The organism is Kitasatospora terrestris (assembly GCF_039542905.1).
Taxonomy (GTDB): domain Bacteria; phylum Actinomycetota; class Actinomycetes; order Streptomycetales; family Streptomycetaceae; genus Kitasatospora; species Kitasatospora terrestris.
The window spans coordinates 3,076,835-3,100,572 of the sequence record NZ_BAABIS010000001.1; the positions used below are offsets into that span (position 1 = coordinate 3,076,835).

Consider the following 23,738-nt stretch of genomic DNA (forward strand, 5'->3'; position numbering starts at 1 on the left):
CGGCGCCGCCGACGGCGGCAGCGGGGCCGGCGGGGGCCGGGCTCATCCGGCGAGCCGGACGTCGTAGAGGTCGTAGCTGCGGTCCTCGTCCGCGCGGCGCAGCACTTCCTCGCAGAGCGCGGCCTCGACGGAGGCGGGCAGCGGGGCGGTGGTGCGGCCGAGCCGGCGCAGCAGCCGGTCGAGGGCGAGGGCGAGCCATTCGGGCCGGGCGCTGTACGCCTCGTGCTCGGCGTCGGCGTTGAGCCACACGCCGAGGCAGCTGACCGCGGCGAGCGCCAGGGCGTACCGGTCGGTGAGCGGGAAGGCGCGCACGGAGGCGGTGAACTGTCCGTCCCCGCTGTCGAGTTCGAGGGCTGCGGCGCGGATCTCGGCGAGTTCGTCGAGCAGCACGGCGGCCTGCTCGCGCAGGATGGCGCCGAGTTCGCCGTCCTCGACCCGGAGTCCGCCTTCGGCGGCGCGGACGGCGTAGGCGCACAGGCCGTCCTCGCCGCCGAAGCCGGCCAGCCGCTCGGCGTCGATCGGCGGCACCGGGCCGTAGGGGCGGAACAGCGCGTCGGGGGCGGCGCGTTCGGCGGTCCAGGGGGCGGCGGCGATGCCGGGCAGGCAGGGGGCGATGGTGGCCTGGCAGACGGCGCTGCTGACGTGGCCGAAGGTGACCATGGCGAGGTCGCGGACGTGCTTCTGGAAGATCGCGTGGTCACCGCTGCGGGTGTGGAAGGCGTCGCCCATCACCACCGAGAGGTGGTACAGCGCTTCGCCGACCAGCTTGGGCACCAGGTACTTGGCGACCGCGGAGAGCACGTTGGAGTGCTCGGGCACCAGGTGCAGGGCGCGGGTGGCGGCGAGCGCGAGGCTGTCGCAGACCAGCAGGTCGGCGAAGGTGCCGGCGAGGGCGTTGCGGGCCATCGGCACCTCGGTGACGGGCCGGCTGAACGCGCCCTTCTCCAGGGCGAAGCGGGTGGCGGTGCGCAGCGCGGTGTCGGCGAGGCCGAGCACCATGGAGGGCACGGTGGCGTGGGTGACCGGGAAGGCCCGCAGGCCGAGCGGGATGCCCCGGCCCCAGTCGCCGACCACGGCGTCCTCGGGCACCGGGCAGTCGTCGAACTCGAGCCCGGCGATCCGCAGTCCGCGGACGGCGTCGGTGCGGTAGCGGCCGGTGTAGCGGACCCGGCCGGCCGGGAGTTCGGCGGGGGCGGTGAGCAGGAGGGTGTGGCTGCTGTCGTCGGAGCCGGGCCCGGTGCGGGCGAAGGCGACCAGCAGGTCGGCGTGCTCGGCGTTGTTGACGGCGGCCTTGCGGCCGCTCATCACCGTCCCGGCGGGGGTGCGGGCGGCCCGGAACTCGTCGTTGACGAAGTCGTTGCCGTGCGCGAACTGCTGGAAGGCGATGGTCATCACCCCGCCGTCGAGCAGGGTGTCGGCGGCCCGTCTCTGCTGGGCCTCGTCGCCGTTCAGCCAGATCATCATGGAGGCCATGAAGGAGGTCAGCGCGCCGCCGACGGCGAGGGTGACGTCGCGGCGGAACAGCGGCCGCAGCAGCAGCCCGAGGGCGTCCAGTCCGGCGAGCCGGCCGCCGAGGCCCGCGGGCACGAACTCGGCGTTGATGCCGAGCCGGTGGTAGCGGCGCAGCGCCTCGGCGGGCAGTTCGGCGGCGTCGTCGGCGGCCAGCAGGGCGGCGAACCCGACCGGGTTGTGCCGGTCCCAGGGGTCGCCGAGGTGGTGTTCGATCTCGGCGAGGCGGGCCAGGATCTCGGCGCGGCGGGCCTCCTGGCCCTCGCGGGAGCCCCGGGCCTGCGGGTCGGTCCGGTCCAGCAGATCCGTCACGGCTTCCCCCAGTCGTTGCGTCCCTGCCCGTCGTCGTGTTCGGACACCCGTCCGACGAGGGCACTTGGCTGCGACTGTGGACCGGGCCGTTGGAGACTGGCTCGGTGCGTGCTGGAGATCCACTCAGGCGCTGCGGGACCAGTCCGCCAGGCGTTGCAGGATGTCGAGCAGCAACCGGGGCGTCTCGGCGTCCACCACCAGCTCCTTGCCGACGTGGACGCCGTACCGGTCGCCGAGCACGGCGAGCGCCTGCAGGACGGTCAGCGAGTCGTGACCGAGGTCGTAGAAGCTGAGGTCGAGGACCTCCTCGGTGAGCGGGACGCCCTCGCCGCCGTCGACCGCCGCGAAGACGGCGGCGACCTCGGTCAGGGTGATGGGGGGCTCGGGCATGGCGGTGCTCTCCTCTCCGTTCCGTGGGCCGGACCGTTCCGTGGGCCGGGTGGCTCAGCCGAGCCGGTGGACGGCCGTCAGGTCGATCTCGTGCCCGGCGGTCCACAGCCGGGCGGCGGCGGTGAGCGCGCTGCGCCGGTCGTGCTCGGCGTTGCGCGGTCGGGCGCTGAGCAGCGAGACCGCGCCGCCGCGGGCCCGCGGGTGGCGGCGGACCAGGGCGTTCAGGCCCTGGCCCGGGCCGCACTCCACGCACAGGTGCGGTCCGGCGGCGAACAGCGCGTTCAGCGCGGACTCCAGCCGGACCGGCCGGGACGGCTGTCCGGCCCAGAACTCCGGGTCCGCGGCCAGCTCGGCGGGCAGCGGCCCGCCGGTGGTCGCGGAGTACAGCGGGACGGCGGGTGCCCGCAGGTCGATCCGCCGGTAGACCTCGGCGGCCCGCCGGCAGGCGGAGGCGACCACCGGGCTGTGGTACGCGGCGCCGGCCCGCACCTTCATCGCGGTCAGCCCGGCCAGGGCCAGCGCCCGGGTGGAGTCGGCGAGTTGCCGGGTCTCCCCGGCGAGCAGGGTCTGGTCGGGCCCGTTCACCGCGGCGACGGTGACCCCGGCGGTGAGCAGGCGGCGGACGGTGTCCGGGCCGGCCGCGACCGCGAGCATGCCGCCCTCGGGCGTCCGGGCGAGCCAGTCGGCCTGCTCGCGGACCACGTCCACCGCGTCGGCGAGCCGCATCACCTCGGCGAGTGCGGCGGCGGCCTGCTCGCCGATGCCCTGGCCGAGCAGGACCGCCGGCCGCACTCCCCAGGAGTGCAGCAGGCGGCCGAGTGCCCAGTCGACGGCGAAGACCAGCGGCAGGGTGCGCCGGACGTCGTCCAGCGGCAGCCGGGGCGTCTCGGACAGCCAGTCGGCCCGGGCGGCCGGGCCGTCCGCGCCGAGCAGGCCGAGCACCTCGTCGACGGCCTCGGTGAAGACCGGTTCCACGCCGTACAGGCCGTGGGCCATCCGCGGGTGCTGGGCGCCCTGGCCCGGCAGCAGCAGCGCCACCGGGTCGGGGCCGGCGGCCGCGCCGCGCAGCGCGCCGGGCCGCAGGCCGTCCAGGGCGGCCAGCGCCTCGGTGGCACCGGCCGCGACCAGGGCGCCGCGGGCCGGTCCGCCGGCGGGCGCGCCCCAGGCGTCGGCGACCCCGTCGAACCCGCGGTCGCCGCGGGCCTTGATCCAGCGGCGCAGGCCGGCGCGCAGGGCCTCCTCCTCGGCCGGGTCCGCGGCCGACCACAGCATCAGCCGCGGTACCCGCCCCGGGGCGGGTCCGATTCCGGGCAGCATGAATCAGCTCCTCAGTGGGGATCGGCAGGGCGGTCAGACGGCGAGTCGGCCGATCCGGCCCTCGCCCGGGCGGCCCGGGTCGTCGAGCATCGGGTCCGAGGCGAGGATCGCCTGCTGCAGTTGCTGGAGCCTGGCGGACGGCTCCAGACCGAACTCGTCGACCATGGTGGCGCGCAGCCGCTTGAAGACGTCCAGCGCGCGCCACTGCCGGCCGGACCGGTACAGCGCGAGCATGTGCTGGGCGTGCAGGTTCTCGTGCCACGGGTGCTGCACGGACAGCACCGCGAGCTCACTGAGCAGCTCGTGGTGCCGGCCGAGCCGCAGGTCGGCGTCGATCCGCCGTTCCAGCACGCCGATCCGGCTCTCCTCCAGTCTCATCACCTCGATCGCCAGCCGGGAGCCGGCCTGCACGTCGACCAGGACCGGTCCGCGCCAGCAGCCGAGCGCGGTGCCCAGCAGCCGGGAGGCGGCCTCGTCGTCGTGCGCGTCCAGCGCCTGCAAGCCGGCCGCGGCGTACCGCTCGTACTCCTGGACGTCCAGCTCCTCGGGGCGGATCTCCAGGACGTAGCCGTTGTACTGGGTGCGCAGCACGTCCTTCGCGGTGCGCGGGCCGTGCGGCCGTAACACCGAGTCCAGGCGCCGGCGCAGCTGCAGGATGTACGTCTGCAGCGTGGTCGGCGCGCTGCGCGGCGGGTCCGCGCCCCACAATTCGTCCATCAGGACAGTCGCGGGCACCACCTGGCCGGCGCACAGCGCGAGCAGCGCCAGCACCTGCCTGGGTTTTCCCGCGGTCGGGACGATGGACTCTCCCAACTCCGTGGCCTCCAAAGGGCCCAGAACCTTGACCTGCATCGGATACTCCCCCATCCGGCCATGGAACTTCCCGAAAGGGTGTCAAGCGGGGGTCCTCGGCGACCAGTGCCGGGCTCACGGTGTGGGGATGAGGTTCCGCATGCGGAATCCGTGAATTTCTCATGCCGATGGCGTGAGCGGGCCACTGGTGGGGGCGCGCCGGCCGAACTCAGAATGCTGGCGATGGCCGTCCCGGTCAGAGCACCACCCCGCCCCGAAAGCAGAGTGGAGTGCACCCCATGTCCGACCCCGGATCCACCGCCGACCTCCGGTCGCTGCTCACCGCCGCCCTGCCGGTGGCCGCCGACGCGTCCCCGACGGACCTGACGATCGACGCCTTCGACCGCTGGTCGCTGGCCGACACCCCGGTCCTGGCCCTGTCGGTCGGCCTGTGCGTCGCCCCGGACCCGGAGCCGCACCCGGCCGACGCCCTGGCCGGCCTGTCCGCCGTCGCCGTCCGCCGCGCCGGGCTCGCCGCGGCATGACGGCGCCCGGGGGGAACACCGCCGCACGGAGCACCGGCTCCTCGCCGCTGGTCGGATTCCGTCGCCACCTGCGGCCCGTCGTGGTGGTCGGCGAGGCCACCTACCTGTTCTCGGAGGACGGCGTGACGGCGGTGCAGGGCCCCGAGATGGAGGCCCTGACCCCGCTGCTCGACGGCACCCGGGACCTGGAGACGCTGCTGCGCGAGGCGGCGCCGAACGTTCCCCCCGCCCGGCTGGGCGCCCTGATGGGGCGGCTGGCCGACGAGGGCCTGGTGGCCCTGCGCCCGGCCGGCGCGCCCGCGGCCGAGGAGTCGGAGCTGGCGTACTGGGAGTCCGCGGGGCTGGACGGCGCGATCGCCGCGGCCCGGACGGCGGCCGGCCGGGTGCACCTGGCCGCGCTCGGCCGCACCGGCCGCGCCGAGGCCGAACAGGCCCTGCTGACAGCCGGGTTGACCGTCACCGCGGACCCGGCGGAGGCCGACCTGACGGTGGTGCTCGCCGACGACTACCTGGACCCGGAGCTGACCGCGGTGAACGCGGACCGGCTGGCCGCCGGCCGCCCCTGGCTGCTGGCCCGCCCGTACGGCCGGCAGGTGTGGATCGGGCCGGTGTTCCGGCCCGGCGGCGCCTGCTGGTCCTGCCTGGCGCACCGGCTGTGGGGCCACCGCCGGGCCGAGGCGCACGTCCAGCACACCCTGGGCGAGGCCGGCCCCGCCGCCCGGCCGGCTGCCGGGCTCGCCGCGCTGTCCGCGCTGGCCGCCCACCTGGTGGCGCTGGAGGCCGCCAAGTGGCTGGCGGGCTGGCGGGATCCGTCCCAGCAGGCGGTGTGGACGCTGGACACCCTGACCATGGCCGGCCGCCACCACGCGCTGCCCGCCCGCCCGCAGTGCCGGGCCTGCGGCGACCCCGGGCTGATGGCCGAACGGCAGTGGCGGCCGGTCGAGTTCGCCTCCCGCCCGAAGGCGGGCGGGGACGGCGGCGGGCACCGCGCGCTGCCCCCCGAGCAGGTCCTGGAGCGGTACGGCCACCTGATCAGCCCGGTGACCGGGGTGGTCAAGGAGATCCGCCGCGACCCGCGCGGCCCGGCCTTCCTCAACTCCTTCCTGGCCGGCTCCAACCTGGCGGTCGGCGCGCACAGCCTGGGCGCGCTGCGGGCCGGGCTGCGCTCCAGCAACGGCGGCAAGGGCGTCACCGAGCTGCACGGCCGGGTGAGCGCGCTCGGCGAGGCGGTGGAGCGGCACAGCGGCCACTTCCACGGGGACGAGCCGCGCCTGCGCGGCAGCCTGCGCTCGCTCGGCGAGCGGGCCCTGGACCCGTCCGGCTGGCTGCTGTTCGACGAGCGCCAGTACGCGGACCGGGCCGGGTGGAACGCCCGGCACAACGGCTTCCAGCACGTCCCGGCGCCGTTCGACCCGGACCGGGTGCTGGACTGGTCCCCGGTCTGGTCGGTCACCGAGGGCCGGCACCGGCTGCTGCCCACCGCCGCGCTGTACTTCGGCGCGCCGAAGGAGCCCGGCGAGGCGCCGTGCCACGCCGACTCCAACGGCAACGCGGCCGGCAGCAGCCTGGAGGACGCCGTCCTGCAGGGCTTCCTGGAGCTGGTCGAGCGGGACGCGGTCGCCCTCTGGTGGTACAACCGCACCCGGCAGCCCGGCATCGACCTGGACGCCTTCGCCGACCCCTGGACCGAGCAGCTGCGCGAGGTGCACGCCGAACTCGGCCGCGAGGTCTGGGCCCTGGACGTCACCTCCGACCTGGGCGTGCCGACCGTGGTGGCGCTCTCCCGGCGCACCGACAAGCCCGCCGAGGACATCGTGTTCGGCTTCGGCGCGCACTTCGACCCGCGCCTGGCCCTGCGCCGCGCGCTGACCGAGGTCAACCAGCTCCTCCCGGCGGTGCTCGGCGCCCGCCCGGACGGCACCGGGTACGCGGGCGGCGACGCCGAGGCCCTACGCTGGTGGCGCCACTGCACCACGGGCGACCAGCCCCACCTGGTGCCCGACCCCGCCGCGGCCGCGATCCGCCCCGCCGACCACCCGTACCGGCCGCGCCGCGACCTGCGCGAGGACGTGCACCACGTCCGACGGCTGGTCGAGGAGCGAGGGATGGAGCTGCTGGTGCTCGACCAGACCAGACCCGACCTGGGCCTGCCGGTGGTCAAGGTGATCGTCCCCGGGCTGCGGCACTTCTGGGCCCGGTTCGCCCCCGGCCGCCTGTACGACGTCCCGGTGCGGCTGGGCAGGCTGGCCCGGCCCACGCCGTACGAACGGCTCAATCCGATTCCGATCTTCATCTGAGCAGCGCCCCGCTCGACCCCCACGAGGAGTCCTCGCCGTGCCCCGATCCGATGCGTCCCTGGCTCCGGTGCGGCTCGTCTCGCTGCGCGAGGACACCCTGGTCGAGCAGGACCCGGCCGGCGACGCCCTGACCGTGGTCAGCCCGTGGGGCGAGCTGCGGATCGAGCGGCCGGGACAGGTGGTCCGCGAGTCGCTGCGCCGGATGGGCTTCGGGCCGGTCTCGCTGGAGAACGTGCCGGGCAGCGCCGAGCACCGGCGACTGGCCGAGGTGCTGGAGCAGCTGCACCACGTGCTGGTGCACTCGGTGGCCGCGGCCAGCGGCCAGGGGCCGCTGCTGTCGCTGGTGCCGGTCTCCGGGCAGGCCGCCCTGCGGCTGCCGGCGGTGGATCCGGGGCGGCCGTACCGGCTCTCCCGGTTCGCGGCGCTGGCAGCCCGGCCGGAGGGCGCGGTGCTGGAGTCGCCGCTGGCCCTGCACCGGGTGCTGCTGCACCACCCGGACGCGGTGGCGCTGGCCGCCGCGCTGACCCGCCCGGCCACCCCGGAGCGGCTGGCCGCGGCGCTCGGCCTGCCGGCCGCGCTGGCCGCCGAGCTGGTCGCCCACCTCACGGCGGCCGGGACGGTGGTGGCGGGCGAGCCCGACCCGCCGGGCGGGCCGGCCCGGTTCGCCGAGGACAGCGACCCGGTGCTGGGCCTGTGGGCCGAGGCCGACCTGCTGTTCCACACCCGCAGCCGGCTCGGCCGGCACGACGGCCCGTACGGCGCGGTCTTCCCGCACGGCGCGCGCGGCCCGGCCGAGCCGGCCGTCAAACCGCCGCCGGCCGGGCCGCGGATCGCCCTGCACCGCCCGGCGATGGACCGGCTGCTGGCCACCGACCGGCGGTTCACCGCGGTGCTGGAGGCGGAGCGGCCGGCCGCCGAGGCGGGCCCGGAGCGGCCGCCGACCGCCGAGCAGCTCGGTGAACTCCTGTACCGGGCGGCCCGGGTGCGCTCGCTGGGGGTGGGCGAGCACGGCGCCGCCGACCCGTACCCGGTGAGCGACCGGCCGTACCCGTCCACCGGCTCGCTGTACGAACTGGAGCTGTACGTGGTGGTCGGCGAGTGCCCCGGCCTGCCGCGCGGCATCCACCACTACGACCCGCTGGACCACCGGCTCACCCTGATCAACCGCCAGGAGGCGGACGTGGTAGAGCTGTTGGGGACGGCACAGATCGCCGCCGGGCTGCCGGCGCCGCCGCCGGTGCTGATCACCCTCACCGCCCGGTTCGGCCGGACCTCGTGGATCTACCGCGGGATGGCGTACGCGGCGACGCTCCGGCACGTCGGCGTGGTGCAGCAGACCCTGTCGCTGGTGGCCACCGCGATGGGCCTCACCCCGCACCCGGTGGCCTTCGGCGACATCGAGTCCTCGGCGCGGGCCTTCGGGCTGGACTGGCGGATCGAGTCCAGCGTCGGGGAGTTCGTGATCGGAGCAGGTCACCGCGGTCGGTGAACGATCCGACCGGGCCGGGAACGGCCGGGACCGATCGGTTGGAACACCAGATCCATCGCGCCCTCGCGGCTAGCATGGGCTCGCTTGCGACATCTGCGCTCGGGGGAGACATGCCACGCCGGTTGACCGCCGCCACCCGTTCGGAGCCCGCCGCCAGACCGGCGCGCGAGACCCTCGCACCACCCCCCGGTGACCTCGCCGAGCCCGCCCCGCTGCTGGCCCGTGCGGTGGTCACCGTGGTGTTCTCGGGGTTCGCCGCGCTCGCCGGGCTGCGCACCCTGAGCGTCCAGCCGAGCGCCGCCCAGCTGGTGGTCTTCCTGGTCAGCGTCGGCACCCTGCTCGCCCTGCAGCTGCTGCACTTCACCCCGTACGCGCCCGCGCCGCGCTCGCGGGCCGCGCTCGGGGTGCTGGTGCTGGAGGCGGTGCTGGTCTTCCTGCCCTTCCCGCTGTTCGGCCCGACCTGGATCGGCATGCCCGGCTTCTTCGCCGGCAACCTGCTGACCCTGCTGGTCGGCCCGTGGGCGTGGACCGGCTTCTGCGTGGTGATCGCCGGCGCGACCGCGCTGCAGGAGCTGTACACCCCGCAGCTGCTGGACGTCTCGTACACGGCCGTCTCCACCACCATCACCGGCCTGATCGTCTACGGGCTGATCCGGCTGGCCGCGCTGGTGGTCGAGGTGAAGAAGAACCGGGCCGAGCTGACCCGGCTGGCGGTCGCCCAGGAGCGGCTGCGCTTCTCCCAGGACCTGCACGACCTGCTCGGCTACAGCCTGTCCGCGATCACGTTGAAGAGCGAGCTGACCCGGCGGCTGGTCACCAGCCAGCCCAGCCGGGCCCGGGACGAGCTGGTCGAGATCCTGGAGATCTCCCGGCAGGCGCTCTCCGACGTGCGGGTGGTGGCCAGCGGCTACCGGGACATGTCGCTGGCCGACGAGTCCCGCTCGGGCCGGTCGGTGCTGGCCGCGGCCGACATCGAGGTCAGCATGGAGATCGCGCACGACCCGCTGCCGCCCGGGGTGAACACGGTGCTGGCGACCGTGCTGCGCGAGGGCATCACCAACGTCCTGGGCCACAGCAAGGCCGAACACTGCTGGATCACCGTGGACCAGCGGGGCGGCGCGGTCCGGCTGCGGATCGTCAACGACGGCGTGCAGCCCGCCCCGCAGGACCCACCGGGCCGGCACGGCACCGGGATCGAGAGCCTCAGCGCCCGGGTCGCCGCGCTCGGCGGGCGGCTGACCGCCGGGGTGCGCGGCGACGGCCGCTTCCAGCTGGAGGCCCGGGTGCCGCTGCCGGGCGGCCGGGGCGACGCCGTGGACGGCACCGCGCCGGCCGCCTCGGCGGCCTGAGTCACCCGCCGCCGGTCACAGCCAGCCGGCCTGCTCGGCTATCCGGATCGCGTCCACCCGGTTGCGGCCGTTGAGCTTGGTGACCGCGGTGGTCAGGTAGTTGCGCACGGTGCCGGGCGACAGGAACAGGCCGCGGGCGATCTCCGAGACCTCCGCGCCGCTGGCCGCCATCCGCAGCACCTCGCACTCCCGCGCGGTGAGCGGGTTCTCCGCCGAGTCCCAGGCGGCGAGCGCCAGTTGCGGGTCGATCACCCGGCCGCCGCGGGCCACCCCGCGGATCGCCTCGGCCAGCTGGTCCGGCGGGGCGTCCTTGAGGATGAACCCGGCGACGTGCGCGGCCAGCGCCCGGCGCAGGTTGCCGGGCCGGCCCAGGCTGGTGAGCACCAGGCAGCGGCAGCCGGGGAGTTCCTGGTGCAGCCGGCCGGCCGCGGTCAGCCCGTCCACGCCGGGCAGGTCGATGTCGACCACGGCCACGTCCGGCCGCCACTCCAGGGCACGGGGGACGATCTCGTCGCCCGATGCCACCTCGCCCACGACCTCGATGTCCGGCTCCAGCCGGAGCAGGGCCACCAGGGCGCCCCGCACCATGTTCATGTCTTCGGCGAGCATGACTTTGATCACCGCGAAACCCCGTTCGAACCGCCCCCGTGATACGGCGCCGGTCCCGGGGCCGCGCCTCAGTTTCTACCACTGAATCCTGGGAGTTCGCCCAAGACGAAGGGGCACCGGGACGAACGCTTCCCGGTGCCCCGAGGGTGGAGTGACGGTCCGTCAGCCGACTGGGACGCGCTCCCGGACCGGCGCCGGCCGCGGATCCGCCGCGGCGGGTTCCTCGACCGGCGGCATCGGCAGCGCGTACTGCACCGCGCCGGCGTTGGACAGCATCCGGTAGAGCTCGCGCACGGCGCGGGACCAGAGCGCCCGCGGGGCAGCGCCGCTGTTCGCCATGGCCGGCCCCCTACTCCGCGATCGCGGTGCGGCCGGCCCAGGCGAACACGCCCAGCTCGGACCCGCCCACGGTGCGGCGGTCGGCGGTCGCGACGAAGTGCTCGTAGCCGGCCCGCCACGGCACCTTCACCTTGCCGTCGCGGTCGGGGACGTACCGGATGCGCTGGTCCTCGGGAATGGCCTCCGGTCCGCCGACGAGAACGGCGTTCGGACTGTTCTGGGTCATCTGACTCCTCCTCACCCAGGGCTGTGCGTCGGGCTGGACAGCCTGGCTGTCCGGATCGTGCGGCAGGCCGCTGGAGAACGGCTCACGCGCCTCGGCGGCCACCGCCCTGGCCAGCTCGGGGAAGGCCCCGCCGAGGAAGTAGAAGTGCCCGCCGGGGAAGCCGACCCGGCGGAAGGCACCGGTGGTCTCCCGCTCCCAGGCCGCCACCATGGCGGTCGGCGCCCACGGGTCCTGGAAGCCGTGGAAGGCGGTCAGCGGCGCGGCCAGCGGCCGCCGGTCGGGGTGCGGGGCGTACGACTCGGCGGCCCGCAGGTCCGCCCGGCTGGTGCGCAGGAAGCGCTCCACGAACTCGGGGACCTCGCGGATCCGGTCCGGGGTGCCGCCCATCGCCAGCAGCTCGTCCAGCAGCTCGGCGTCGCCCAGCCGGTACAGGCCCCGCCGGGTGTGCGCCTGGAAGCTCGGCGCGACCCGGCCGGAGACGCCCACCCAGTGCGGTCGCCGGCCGGCCGCCTCCAGGGCCCGGGCCGCCTCGAAGGCCACCAGGGCGCCCAGGCTGTGGCCGAACAGCGCGAACGGCCGGTCCAGCCAGGGCTCCAGCTGCGGCAGCACGGCGGCCACCGCGCCGTCCAGGGTCGGCTCGGGCTCCTCCTGGTGGCGCTTGCCCCGGCCGGGCAGGTCCACCAGCAGCAGCTCCCAGTCGGTCGGGAGCCAGCGCGCCATCGGGTGGTAGACGGCGGCCGAGCCCCCGGCGTGGTGGAAGGCGATCACCCGCAGCGCGGGGTCCTCCACCACCCGGGGACGGGCCGGCGCGGCGGTCGCGGTCGCGGTCCCGGTCATGCGGAGCGCGCCCCGCCGGCCGCGACCGCCTGGCCCGCGGCCAGCACGTGGTCGGCCAGCCGCTCGAACAGCGTGGCCAGCGGCACGTCCTCCAGGAACTCCTCCAGCGGCACCTCGATCCGGTACGCCTCCTCGATCCGCAGGGTCAGCTGCATCGCGATGAAGGAGTCGCCGCCCAGCTCCAGGAAGGTCTCCCGGTCGTTCAGCGCCTCCTGGGCGTGCAGGATCTCCCGCAGCCCGGCGTGCAGGAACTCCACCACCGCGGCCCGCTCCCGGCCGCGGCCGGTCGCCGCCTCGGCCACCGGCTCCGGCGCGGCGCCGGCCGCCGGGGTGCGCTCCTCGATCCACAGCCGCCGGCGGCGGAACGGGTACGTCGGCAGGTCGCCGACCACCCGGGCGCCGGCCGGACGCAGCGCGTCCAGCCGCAGGTCGGCGCCGGCGGTGTACAGCTCCGCCAGGGCGGCGGCCAGCAGGGCGGGCGCCCGGTCGGGGTCGGCGCCCGCCAGCGGGAAGGTGCGGCCCTCCCACTCCAGTTCCGCCGGGCGGGCCGTCGCCCCGGGGCCGGCCGGGGCGGGCCGGGTCCGGACGCCCAGCTGCCTGAGCAGCTCGCGCAGCCGCTCCTCCGGCTGCCCGCCGTCCGGCACCAGCTCCGGGTGGGCGGCGGCCAGCGCGTCGACGGCGGCGGCCAAGTCGGGCGAGCCCGCGACGGCGCGCAGCCGGGGCGCGGGGGCGGCGGCGGCCCGTTCGCCGGCGCCGCCGCGCTCCAGGGCGGTCAGCAGCCGGGCGGCCAGCTCGGCGCCGGTGCGGCCGGTGACCGCGATCCGGTGCTCGAACGGGGCGCGGCCGGCGCGCAGGGTGTGGCAGAGCGAGGCGAGCTGCGCCGGCTCGGCGGCGGCCAGCCGGCCGGCCGCCTGGTGGGCCAGGGCGGCCAGGCTCTCCGGGTGCTTCGCGGAGAGCGTGACCAGCTCGGTCCGCCCGCCGCCCGACCGCTCGTCGGACGCCGGGGGCCGGTACGCCTCCAGCACCACGTGGGCGTTGGTGCCGCTCATCCCGAACGCGCTCAGTCCGGCCACCTGCCGCGGGTACGCGGCGGGCCAGTCGCGGCTCCGCCGTTCGACCGCGACCCGCACCCGGTCCCACGGGATCAGTGGGTTGAGCTCGCCGTCCGCCGGGCCGAGCGCGGCCGGGATCCGGCCGTGCCGCAGCATCAGCACCACCTTGATCAGCCCGGCCAGCCCGGAGGCGGCTTCCAGGTGGCCCAGGCGCGACTTGACCGAGCCGACCAGCAGCGGCTCCGGCCGGCCGTCGGCGCCGGTGCCCAGCACCGCGTCCAGCGCGCCGACCTCGATCGGGTCGCCGAGCGAGGTGCCGGTGCCGTGCGCCTCGACGTAGCCGACCTCCTCGGCGGCCACCCCGGCGTCGGCCAGCGCGGCGCGCAGCACCTCCTGCTGGGCCGGGCCGTTGGGCACGGTCAGGCCGGAGGAGGCGCCGTCGTGGTTGACGGCGGTGCCGCGCAGCACGGCCAGCACCGGGCGGCCCTCGCGCTCGGCCTCGTCCAGGCGCATCAGCACCACCGCGCCGACGCCCTCGCCGCGTCCGTAGCCGTCCGCGTCGGCGGTGAAGGTCTTGCACCGCCCGTCCGGGGCGAGGGCCTTGCTCTGGCAGAGCGAGACCATCAGGTCGGGCGAGAGCACCAGGTTGGCGCCGCCGACCACCGCGTAGCGGCACTCGCCGCGCCGCAGGCTCTGCGCGGCCAGGTGCAGGGCGACCAGCGAGGAGGAGCAGGCGGTGTCCACGCTGACCGCGGGGCCGGTGAAGCCCATCACGTAGGAGATCCGCCCGGCGGCCATCGCGTGGCCGCCGCCGGTGCCGTAGTACGGGTCGATGCCGGTCTTGTCCTCGGGCGCGGCCATCCGCTCCACGTACTCCGAGGACATGATGCCGACGAACACGCCGGCCTTCAGCCGGTCCTGGCGGCGGACCGCGACCCCGGCCCGCTCCATCGCCTCCCACGCGGTCTCCAGCAGCAGCCGCTGCTGCGGGTCGAGCGCGGTGGCCTCCCGCTGGGAGAGGCCGAAGAACGGGGCGTCGAAGCCGGCCACGTCGGCCAGGAAGCCGGCCCGGTCGACGTAGCTGCGGCCCGGGCGGTCCGGGCGCTCGTCGTAGACCGCGCGCAGGCCGGGACGGTCCTCGGGGATCCCGGAGAGGGCGTCGCCGTCGCCGAGCAGGAAGTCCCAGTACGCCTCGGGGGTGGTGAGCCCGCCGGGCAGCCGCAGCGCGGTGCCGACCACGGCCAGCGGGGCGCCGCGCTGTTCCTCCAGTTCCCGGATCCGGGCCTTCAGCCGCCGGGAGAGCTTCAGTTGGTCCTGCAAGAGGGTTCGGAAGTCGGTATCCATGGTCTCCAGCTCAACCTCACAGTTCCATGGCCAGGTCGCGCCGTACGGCGGCGATGAGCTCGTCGTCGGAGAGCTCGTCCGCGTCCTCGTCGGTGGTGCGGTCGGTGTCGGGCAGGTCGGGCGTGCCGGCGGCCGGCCGGGAGGGGGCCGCTTCGGCCGGGGCGATCAGCCCGGTCAGGTGGCGGGCCATCTCGGCGACGGTCGGGTAGTCGATCGAGACGGTGGCGGGCAGGTCGGCGCCGGCCGCGTGGGCGACCAGGGCGCTCAGGTCGATCGCCATGATCGAGTCCAGGCCGATGTCCTCGAAGCCGAGGTCGTCCCGGACGGCGGAGTGGTCGCCGACGGTGTCGCCCGCCAGCTTCCGGACCACCTCGCGGACGCGCTCCTCGCGGTCGTCCGCGTCGAGGTGGGCCAGCTCCTCGCGCAGCCAGCCGCGCGGGCGCCCCTCGGCGGCGGGCTGCGGCGCGGCCCCGGTGGCCGTCGCACCGGCCACGCCCGCGTACAGGCCGCCCGCCGGGTGTCCGGCCAGCCGCTCGGCGTACCGTCCGAAGTCGGCGTCCACGGCGAGCAGGTGGGGGCGTTCGGCGGTCATCGCCAGGGCGAGCAGCGGCAGCGCGGCGGTGTCGTCCAGCGGGCGGACGCCGAGCTTGCCGGCGGCCCGGGCCAGCGCCGCCGAGTCGGCCATGCCGCCCTTCGCGGTGGGCACCCACGGGCCCCAGGCGACCGCCGTGGCGGGCACCCCCTCGGACCGCAGCCGCTCGGCCAGGCCGTCCAGGTAGCCGTTGGCGGCACCGTAGTTGGCCTGTCCGGCCGAGCCCAGGGTGGCGGCGGCCGAGGAGAACAGCACGAAGGTGGTCAGCTCCCTGCCCCGGACGGCGGCCGCCAGGGCGTCGGCGCCGCCCGCCTTCGCGGCGAACACCCGGTGGAAGTCCTCCGGGGTGAGCCGGTCGAAGGCCCGGTCGGCGGTGGCGCCGGCCAGGTGGAACACGCCGGTCAGCGGGGCGAGCCGCTCGGCCTCGGCGACCGCGCGGGCGCAGTCCGCCGGGTCGGTGACGTCCGCGGCCACCGCCTGGACGCGGACGCCCCCGGCGGTCAGCCGGTCGATCACCGCCTGCGCGGCCCCGTCCGGCGCGGACCGGCCGACCAGGGTGATCGCCGCCGCGCCCTGCCCGGCGAGGTGCTCGGCGACGCTCAGGCCGAGCGCGCCGAGCCCGCCGGTGACCAGCGCGCCGCCGGTGAAGCCGTCCTCGGCCGGCAGGTCGCCGGTGGTCAGCAGCCGGGCCACGGTGGTGCCTTCGGCGTCCAGGGTGATCCGGGTGTCGGCCGGGCCGTCCGCCGCGATCGCCGCGAGGGCGGTGGCCAGCTGCCCGGGCCGGTGCCCGGCGCCCAGGGTGATCCGCAGCAGCGTGCGCTCCGGCTGCTCGGTCTCCAGGGCGGCCAGCAGGCCCCACAGCGCGGCGCGCAGCGGTGCCGCCGCCGGGCGCCCGTCCACCGGCACGGCGTACGGGACGTCGGCGGGCGCGGTGCGCAGCGCCTCGGCCAGCTCCTGCGCGGCGCGCTCGGCGGCGGCCGCGTCCACCTCGTCGGGCAGCTCGGCGAACCGGGCGTCGACGACCAACTCGGGCAGCTCGGCGTCGGTTTCGTGACCGGCCGCGCGGAGCTCGGCGGTCAGCGCGGCCGCGCCCAGCACCCGCAGCGCGCGGGCGCCGGTCGGCGCCGCGGCCGGGCCGCCGGGTTGCGGGATCCAGCCCAGCTCGTAGGCGTGCGGCACGCCGCGCCGCAGCGACTGCCGCAGCGTGGTGAGCGGAGCGTTGCGGACCCGGAATCCGTCGGCGACCATCAGGTCCTCGCCGCGCGCGGTGAACAGGTGCAGGTCGGCGGTCTCCACCTGGAGCCGCCCCCGGTCCAGCGGCGCGGCCTGCAGCACCCGGACGTGGCCCCACAGCTCCTCCCCCGCGACCGGCCGGCCCGGGAAGGCGAGCCGGGCGGCGGCGAACGGGATGGCCACGCTGGGCGCCTTGACCGCCGTGCCGTCCACCATGAAGCCGGCGATGGACTGGAACACCGAGTCGATCAGACCCGGGTGCAGCTGGTAGTTGCCCAGGTCGTCCCCGGCCACCGGCGGGGTGGTGTAGCGGACCAGCGCCTCCTCGCCGTCCAGCCAGATGTCGGCGATCCAGCGGAAGGACGGGCCGAGGGTGTAGCCGAGCTCGCGGAAGTAGGCGTAGAACTCCTCGCCGCCGATGTGCCGTTCGGCCCGCTCGACGAACGCCTGCCGGTCCACCGCCGGACGGGGCGCGCCGGCGGACGGGTCGGCCGTCCGGGCGGACAGGTGGTGCGTCCACGCGCCGCGCTCGGGGTCGACCAGGCTGTGCACGGTGAGCTGCGCGGGGTCCGTCCCGGTGCCGAGGCCGAGCTGCACCTCGTACTGCTCGCCGTCCTTGATCACCAGGCCGCGCGGGCAGATGAAGTCCTCCACCGCCAGCGGCGATCCGTCCCCGGCGACGGCCGAGAGCAGGGTGGCCAGGTGCGAGGAGGCCGGGGTGAGCACGATGCCGTCGATCCGGTGGTCGGTCAGGTACGGCGGGAACTCGGCGGAGCGCTCGAAGGAGAACACCCGGCCGGGCAGGGCGGGCGAGCGCAGCTCGTCGCCCCAGTGGCGCCGGGCCGCCGGTCGGGCCGCCGGGGCGGCGGGCTCGACCGCGGTCCAGTACCGGGTGTCGGCGAACGGGTAGCGGGGAGCCCCGGTGCGCTCCGCGCCGGCCTGGACCTTCGCCCAGTCCAGGTCCTGACCGTTGCGGTAGAGGTGGGCGGCGGCGGCGAGCATCCGGGAGCGGTCCCCGGCGCCGCGCACCAGCGAGGCCGCGCCGCCCCGGGCGGGCAGCAGCCCGGCGGCCGAGATCAGGTTGGCCAGGGTGCGGCCGGGGCCGACCTCCAGCACCAGGTCGACGCCGAGCTCGGCGAGCTCGGCCATGCCCTGGTGGAACAGCACGGGCTGCCGGATGTGCCGGGCCCAGTACGCGGCGTCCAGGTCGGCCGGGGTCGCGAGCCGCCCGGTGAGGTTGGAGATCACCGGGATCCGCGGCCGGCCGTACGCCAGCCCCTCGGCGATGCCGGAGAACTCGGCGATCACCGGGCCCATCAGGCGGGAGTGCGCGGCGGTGGAGACGGTCAGCCGCCGGGCCACCACGCCCTCGGCGCGGGCCTGCGCGGCGATCCGCTCGACCGCCTCCGGACGGCCCGCCACCACCACGGACTTCGGCCCGTTGACGGCCGCCAGGTCGCAGTCGGAGCCGGCCAGCCAGCCGGTGACCCTCTCCAACGGCGCGGCCAGCGAGAGCATCGCGCCGGTCTCGGTGGAGTGCATCAGCCGGGCCCGGTGGGCGACCAGGGTCAGGCCCGCCTCCAGGTCCAGCACCCCGGCGTGGATCGCCGCGGCGATCTCGCCGACGCTGTGGCCGGTCACCGCGGCGGCCCGGACGCCCCACGACTCCCAGAGCGCGACCAGCGCCAGCTCCAGGGCGATGACGGTCGGCTGGACGAACCGGGTCTGGTCGATCAGCGACTCGTCGGAGCCGTGGAACATCAGGTCCAGCAGCGAGGTGCCGAGCAGCGGGGCGAGGGTCCGGTCGGCGGTGTCGATCGCGTCCCGGAACACCGGCTCGCTCTCGTACAGCTCCCGGCCCATCCCGAAGTACTGGCTGCCCATGCCGGAGAACAGGAAGGCGATCCTCGGCGCGTCCTGCGCCCCCGGCACGGTCAGGTCGGCGAGTTGGGCGCGCAGCTCGGCGGCCGTGGAGCCGAGCAGGGCGCGGCGGACCGGGAAGTGCGCGCGGCCCGCGCCCGCCGTGGCGGCCAGGCCCGGCAGCTCCTCGTCCCCGGCCTCCGCCAGCCGCTCGGTCCACCGCTCGGCGAGCCGGGCGAGGCCGGCCCCGTCGGGGGCGGAGAGCGGCAGCAGGTACGGGCCCTCGGCGGCCGGCCGCTCGGCGGTCTCCGGCGCCTCGCCCAGGATCACCTGGGCGTTGGTGCCGCTGAAACCGAAGCTGGACACGCCCGCCAGGCGCGGCCGGTCGCCGGTGCGCCAGGGGGTGAGCGCGTCGACCACCCGGACGTTCATCTCGTCCCACGGCACGTGCGGGTTGAGGTTCTCCGCGTGCAGGCTGGCGGGCAGGCGGCGGTGGCGCAGCGCCAGCACCGTCTTGATCACGCCGGCGATGCCGGAGGCCGACTCGCAGTGGCCGATGTTGCTCTTCACCGAGCCCACGTGCAGCGGCTCGCCCGGACGCCGGTCCGGGCCCAGCGCGGCCCAGGCGGCGGCCAGTTCGATCGGGTCGCCGAGCGAGGTGCCGGTCCCGTGCGCCTCCAGGTAGGAGATCGCCGAGCCGGGCAGCTCGGCGTCGGCCAGCGCGTCCCGGATGACCGCCTCCTGGGCGCGCCCGCTGGGCACCGTCAGGCCGGAGGACGCGCCGTCCTGGTTGACCGCCGTGCCGTGCACCACGGCCAGCACCCGGTCGCCGTCCCGGCGGGCGTCGGAGAGCCGCTTGAGCACCAGCACCCCCACCCCCTCGGCCCGGACGAAGCCGTTCGCCTCGGCGGAGAAGGTCTTGCAGCGACCGTCCGGCGAGAGCATGTGCGCCCGGCTGACCGCCACCGAGCACTCCGGCGAGGCGATCACGTTCACCCCGCCGGCCAGCGCCCGGTCGCTCTCGCCGCTGCGCAGCGAACGCACCGCCAGGTGCAGCGCGACCAGCGAGGACGAGCACGCGGTGTCCACGGCCAGCGCCGGGCCGTTCGCGCCGAGCGTGTACGCCAGCCGCCCGGCGGCCGCGTTCAGCGCCGTCCCGGTGCCGAAGTACGCGTCCAGGTCGCGGAGTCCGCCGCGCTCCAGCAGCCGGGCGTAGTCGGAGTTGCTGATGCCGACGAACACGCCGGTCCGCGATCCGCGCACGGCGCGCGGGTCGCTGCCCGCGTCCTCCAGCGCGTGCCACGCCGCCTCCAGCAGCAGCCGGTGCTGCGGGTCCAGGCTCTCCGCCTCCCGGGCCGGCACGCCGAAGAACGCCGCGTCGAACCGGGCCAGGTCGGACAGGAAGCCGCCCTGGTCGGTGGAGACCGTCCCGGTCGACAGCGGGTCCGCCGAGTGCAGCGCCGCACCGTCCCAGCGGTCCGCCGGCACCGGGCCGACCGCGTCCCGGCCCTCGGCGAGCAGCTGCCACAGCTCCTCCACCGAGTCCGCGCCGGGGAAGCGACCCGCCATGCCGACGATCGCGACCGGCTCGCTGCCGTACCCCTGCGGGACCGCGGTGGCCCCGGCGTCCGCCTCGGCAGCGGTCGTCACGGGCCGTCCGGCTCGCGCGCCGGCACCGGCGGTGCGTGCCGGCGCCGCTGCCGGAGCGTCCGCCACCCTGGCCGCGACCAGCGCGGAAAGCTGTTCCACCGTCGGGTAGTTGAAGACATCGGCGACCTTCAGGTCGACGGCGAACGCCAGCGACAGGTCACGGGCCAGGTCGACCGCCATGATCGAGTCCAGGCCCAGGTTGTAGAACCCGGTGCCGGGCGGGACGGTGTGCCCCTCGGCGTGGCCCAGCACGGCCGCCAGCGTCCGGCCCACGTGCACGGCCGCGGCAGCGGCCCGGGCCTGCTCGGGCAGCGCCAGCAACTCCTCGCGCAGCGCCGGGAGCTGCGCCCCGGCGGCGTCTTCCGCCGCGACCTCGGCGAACAGCGCCCGCGCCCGGGACGCCTCCATCACCTCCAGGAAGCGCGGCCACTCCACCGGACACGCCAGCACCTGCCCGGAGCCGCCCGGCGTCGCCGCCGTCAGCACCGAGCAGCCGGTCGTCCCGTCCAGGTCCGCCAGGCCCATCCGGGCCAGCGTCCGACGGCCGTCCTCGTCCGCCATGCCGTCCAGCGCCCACGCGCCGAACGCCACCGCCGACGCCGGCCGCCCCGCCGCCACCCGGTACGCCGCCAGCGCGTCCAGCCCGCCGTTCGCGGCGGCGTACGCGCCCCGGCCGTCCGCGCCCCACAGCGCGGACGCGGACGAGGTGGTGAGGAAGAAGTCCAGGTCGAGGCCCTCGGTCAGCAGGTGCAGCCACCACGCGCCGGAGAACTTGCCGCGCAGGCCCTGCGCGAACGCCTCCGCGTCCGCCTCCGCCAGCGGGCCCAGCGGCAGCGTGCCCGCCGCGTGCACCACACCGCGCAGAGCGGGCAGCCCGGAGGCGGACAGCGCCGCCGCCAGCTCCTCGTAGCGGTCGCAGTCGGCGGACCGGTAGAGCGCGGTCACACCGCCCGCGGCCAGCGAGGCCAGCCAGTCGGCGGTCGCCTGCGGCAGCCGCTCCAACGGCGTACGGCCCACCAGCAGCAGGTGGCGCGCGCCGCGCCGCACCAGGTCCTCGGCGACCGCCCGGCCCACGCCACCGGCCCCGCCGGTGATCAGGTACCCGGCGTCCGGGTCGACCGGGAGCTCCGGCCGCCACCCGTCGACCGCCCGCAGCCGCGCTCCGAACGCCGCCCCGGCCCGCACGGCCAGCAGGTCCTCGACCCGCGCACCGCCCGGCGCCGTGCCGGCCGCCGCCAGCGCCAGCGCCGTCCGGGCGTCCGCCTCGGCCGGGCCGGCCGGCAGGTCGATCACGCCGCCCCAGTGCGACGGGTACTCCAGGCCCAGCACCGGCAGCAACCCGTGCAGCAGCCCGTGGTCGGCCGCCACCACCGGGTCGGTGTCGGACACCCGCCGAACCGCCCGGGTCAGCGCGAAGGCCCGGCCGTCCCGCCCGGACGCGGCCAGCGCCCGCACCGCGACGGTCACCTCCGCCAGCAGCCGCGCACCGTCCGCAGCCGGGTCCGCGCCCTCCGGCCGCTCCGGCAGCGGCGTCGCCCGCGGCGCCAGCAGCAGCGTGAACGGGCCCTGCTCGGGCCGCGCCGCCCAGAAGTCGCCCCACGCCGCGTCGCCGACCGGCAGCCCGGCGCTCTCCCAACCCGGCAGCCCGGGCAGCCCCGCGAGGCTCGGCAGCTCGGCGCCCAGCAGCACACCCCGGTGCCCCAGCGCCTGCCACTGCGTGGCCAGCAACGCCAGCACCTGGACGTCGTCGCCCGCCAGCACCACCGTGCCCGCGGCACCCGCCGCGCCCGGCTCGGCGACCCGCTCCCAGCCCACCTCGTACAGCGGCACCGACCCGGCCGCCCCCCGCTCGGAGGCCGAGGCCCCGTCGAAAGCGGTACCCGCGCCGACACCCGACCGGGCCGCCGCACCCCCGCCGGAGGCCAGGCCGGTGCCCGCACCCGCGCCGACAGAGCCACCCGCCCCCCAGCCGGAGGCCGAACCCCCACCGGAGGCCAGGCCGATGCCCGCACCCGCGCCGACAGAGCCACCCGCCCCCCAGCCGGAGGCCGAACCCCCACCGGAGGCCAGGCCGATGCCCGCACCCGCGCCGACAGAGCCACCCGCCCCCCAGCCGGAGGCCGAACCCCCACCGGAGGCCAGGCCGATGCCCGCACCCGACCGGCCGGAGGCCGCATCCGCACCCGCGCTGACAGAGCCACCCGCCCCCCGGCCGGAGGCCGAACCCCCGCCGGAGGCGAGACCCGCGCCCGTCCCCCCGGAACCGCCCGCCGCCCCGCCGGAGGCGGTTGCGGCGTCGCAGCCCTCCGGCGCGTGCCGGGCCCGCTGCCACGGGTAGTGCGGCAGGTCGATCACCCGGCGCGGCAGCGGCCCGAAGCCCTCGCCGTCGGCCGCGCCGACCGCCGCGTGCTCGCGGCCCTCGGCGACGGCCCGCAGCGCGTCCGCCGCTTCCGCCGCGGTCGCCGCGACGATCCGGACGGCCACCTCGTGCCGGGTCCGCCCTTCGCCGGCCGTGTACGCGAACGCCGGGTACTCGTCCTCGCCGAGCCCCACCGCGACTGCCGCCAGTTCGCCGGCGAGTTCGCGCAGCGCCGACTCGGTCCGGGCGGACAGGTCGAAGCCCCGCACCTCCGCCGCCACGACCGCGGCGGCGGCCTCCGCCGGCCCGACGATCACGTGCGCGTTGGTCCCGATCATGCCGAACGAGCTCACACCCGCGTACTGTCCGCCGCTCCCCCAGTCCGCGACCTCGCGGGACAGCGTGACCGCCGTCCCGTCGAGGTCGATCCGCGGGTTGAGGGTCCGGAAGTGCACCAGCGGCGGCACCTCGCCGTGCTTGACGCACAGCAGTGCCTTCAGCACGCCCGCGACGCCCGAAGCGCCTTCCAGGTGGCCGAGGTTGGCTTTCACGGACCCGACGTGCAGCGGGCGTCCGCCGTTCTTCCGTCCGAGGGCGTCGAGGATGGCGTCCATCTCGATGGGGTCGCCGAGCGAGGTGCCGGTGCCGTGCGCCTCGACGAGGCCGATGTCGGCGGCGGTCAGTCCGGCGTCGGCCAGGGCGGCCTCCAGCAGGGCGGTCTGCGCGAGCACGTTCGGCGCGGTGAAGCCGGAGGACCGGCCGTCCTGGTTGAGGGCCGATCCCGCCACCACGCCGTGGATCCGGTCGCCGTCGGCCAGCGCCCGGTCCAGCCGCTTCAGCACGACGATCCCGCAGCCCTCGCCCCGGACGAAGCCGTTGGCCCGCGCGTCGAAGGCCTTGCACCGTCCGTCGGGCGACAGCGACCGGGTCTGCTCGATGATCCGGGTGGAGCCCGGCGAGAGCACCAGGTTGACGCCGCCCGCGAGCGCCACGTCGACCTCGCCGCGGCGCAGTGCCTGTCCGGCCTGGTGCAGGGCGACGAGCGAGGACGAGCAGGCCGTGTCGACGGCCACCGCCGGCCCGGTCAGGCCGAGGCAGTACGAGATCCGGCCGGCCGCGAAGCTGTGCCCGTTGCCGGTGGCCCAGTAGGCGTCCAGGTCGCCGGTCTGCCAGTCGCGGTAGTCCTGGCCGCCGGTGATGCCGACCCAGACGCCGACCTTGGCGTCGCCGAGCCGCGCGGGGGGCAGGGCGGCGTCCTCCAGTGCCTCCCAGGCGACTTCGAGGAGCAGCCGGTGCTGCGGGTCGACGGCCCGGGCCTCGCGCGGGCTGATCCCGAAGAAGTCGGCGTCGAAGTCGAGCACCTCATCCAGGAAGCTTCCCTGGTTGGGCAGTTCGGCCCATTCGGCGGCGAACGGCGCGAGCCGCTGCTGCGGCCGGGCGCGGACCAGGTCGCGTCCGTCGCGCAGGGCGCGCCAGTAGCCGTCGAGGTCGGTGATCCCGCCGGGAAGGCGCAGGCCGGCGCCGACGACGGCGAGCGGCCGGCGGTCTCCGGCGGCGTCCAGCTGGGCGCGCAGCTGCTTGATGGTCTCCATCGCCCGGGTGAGTGGTGTCGCGGTGGTCTTGCTGGGTTCCATGGG

Annotated in this window: 13 protein-coding genes; 4 read left to right on the top strand and 9 right to left on the bottom strand. The window is 76.5% G+C overall.

The window, feature by feature from the left end; all coding sequences use genetic code 11:
* Window positions 1-42 precede the first annotated feature (42 nt).
* The 4 genes from ABEB06_RS14080 to ABEB06_RS14095 form a co-directional block, all read right to left on the bottom strand.
* A complete protein-coding gene (locus ABEB06_RS14080) occupies window positions 43-1,821 on the bottom strand; it encodes an acyl-CoA dehydrogenase family protein (RefSeq protein ID WP_345697202.1) in 1,779 nt (592 codons plus the stop codon).
* A 123-nt stretch (window positions 1,822-1,944) separates the two neighbouring features.
* Complete coding sequence (locus ABEB06_RS14085) at window positions 1,945-2,211, bottom strand: acyl carrier protein (RefSeq protein ID WP_345697203.1); 267 nt, start codon at window positions 2,209-2,211, stop codon at window positions 1,945-1,947.
* 54 nt (window positions 2,212-2,265) lie between these two features.
* Window positions 2,266-3,528: an acyltransferase domain-containing protein gene (locus ABEB06_RS14090; RefSeq protein WP_345697204.1), complete on the bottom strand. Its 1,263-nt coding sequence runs from the start codon at window positions 3,526-3,528 to the stop codon at window positions 2,266-2,268.
* 33 nt (window positions 3,529-3,561) lie between these two features.
* Entirely contained in the window at window positions 3,562-4,380 is an 819-nt protein-coding gene (locus tag ABEB06_RS14095; RefSeq protein ID WP_345697205.1) for an AfsR/SARP family transcriptional regulator, read from the bottom strand.
* 239 nt (window positions 4,381-4,619) lie between these two features.
* On the opposite strand from ABEB06_RS14095, the gene ABEB06_RS14100 reads away from it, so the two are divergent.
* The 4 genes from ABEB06_RS14100 (at window position 4,620) to ABEB06_RS14115 (ending at window position 10,000) form a co-directional block, all read left to right on the top strand.
* Window positions 4,620-4,865 carry a hypothetical protein gene (locus ABEB06_RS14100; RefSeq protein WP_345697206.1) on the top strand — a complete coding sequence of 82 codons (246 nt, stop codon included), beginning with the start codon at window positions 4,620-4,622 and terminating at the stop codon, window positions 4,863-4,865.
* On the top strand, window positions 4,862-7,162 hold the full coding sequence (locus ABEB06_RS14105; RefSeq protein WP_345697207.1) for a TOMM precursor leader peptide-binding protein: 2,301 nt from the start codon (window positions 4,862-4,864) through the stop codon (window positions 7,160-7,162). Before ABEB06_RS14100 ends, ABEB06_RS14105 begins: the two co-directional genes overlap by 4 nt.
* A 37-nt stretch (window positions 7,163-7,199) precedes the next feature.
* The gene (locus tag ABEB06_RS14110) at window positions 7,200-8,651 is read left to right on the top strand and encodes a SagB/ThcOx family dehydrogenase (RefSeq protein WP_345697208.1); all 1,452 of its coding nucleotides are present in this window, start codon (window positions 7,200-7,202) and stop codon (window positions 8,649-8,651) included.
* A gap of 110 nt (window positions 8,652-8,761) precedes the next feature.
* Window positions 8,762-10,000 (top strand): sensor histidine kinase, encoded by a 1,239-nt coding sequence (locus ABEB06_RS14115; RefSeq protein ID WP_345697209.1) that lies wholly within the window; start codon window positions 8,762-8,764, stop codon window positions 9,998-10,000.
* A gap of 15 nt (window positions 10,001-10,015) precedes the next feature.
* Here ABEB06_RS14115 and ABEB06_RS14120 read toward each other — a convergent pair whose 3' ends face one another.
* The 5 genes from ABEB06_RS14120 to ABEB06_RS14140 all read right to left on the bottom strand — a co-directional run bounded on the left by ABEB06_RS14120 (window position 10,016) and on the right by ABEB06_RS14140 (window position 23,735).
* A complete protein-coding gene (locus ABEB06_RS14120) occupies window positions 10,016-10,621 on the bottom strand; it encodes a response regulator transcription factor (protein WP_345697210.1) in 606 nt (201 codons plus the stop codon).
* Between the two features lie 150 nt (window positions 10,622-10,771).
* A complete protein-coding gene (locus ABEB06_RS14125; protein ID WP_345697211.1) occupies window positions 10,772-10,948 on the bottom strand; it encodes a hypothetical protein in 177 nt (58 codons plus the stop codon).
* Window positions 10,949-10,958: 10 nt separating this feature from the next.
* Complete coding sequence (locus ABEB06_RS14130; RefSeq protein WP_345697212.1) at window positions 10,959-12,011, bottom strand: DUF5988 family protein; 1,053 nt, start codon at window positions 12,009-12,011, stop codon at window positions 10,959-10,961.
* Window positions 12,008-14,383: a beta-ketoacyl synthase N-terminal-like domain-containing protein gene (locus ABEB06_RS14135; protein ID WP_345697213.1), complete on the bottom strand. Its 2,376-nt coding sequence runs from the start codon at window positions 14,381-14,383 to the stop codon at window positions 12,008-12,010. Before ABEB06_RS14135 ends, ABEB06_RS14130 begins: the two co-directional genes overlap by 4 nt.
* 40 nt (window positions 14,384-14,423) lie before the next feature.
* Complete coding sequence (locus tag ABEB06_RS14140) at window positions 14,424-23,735, bottom strand: SDR family NAD(P)-dependent oxidoreductase (protein WP_345697214.1); 9,312 nt, start codon at window positions 23,733-23,735, stop codon at window positions 14,424-14,426.
* Window positions 23,736-23,738 lie beyond the last annotated feature (3 nt).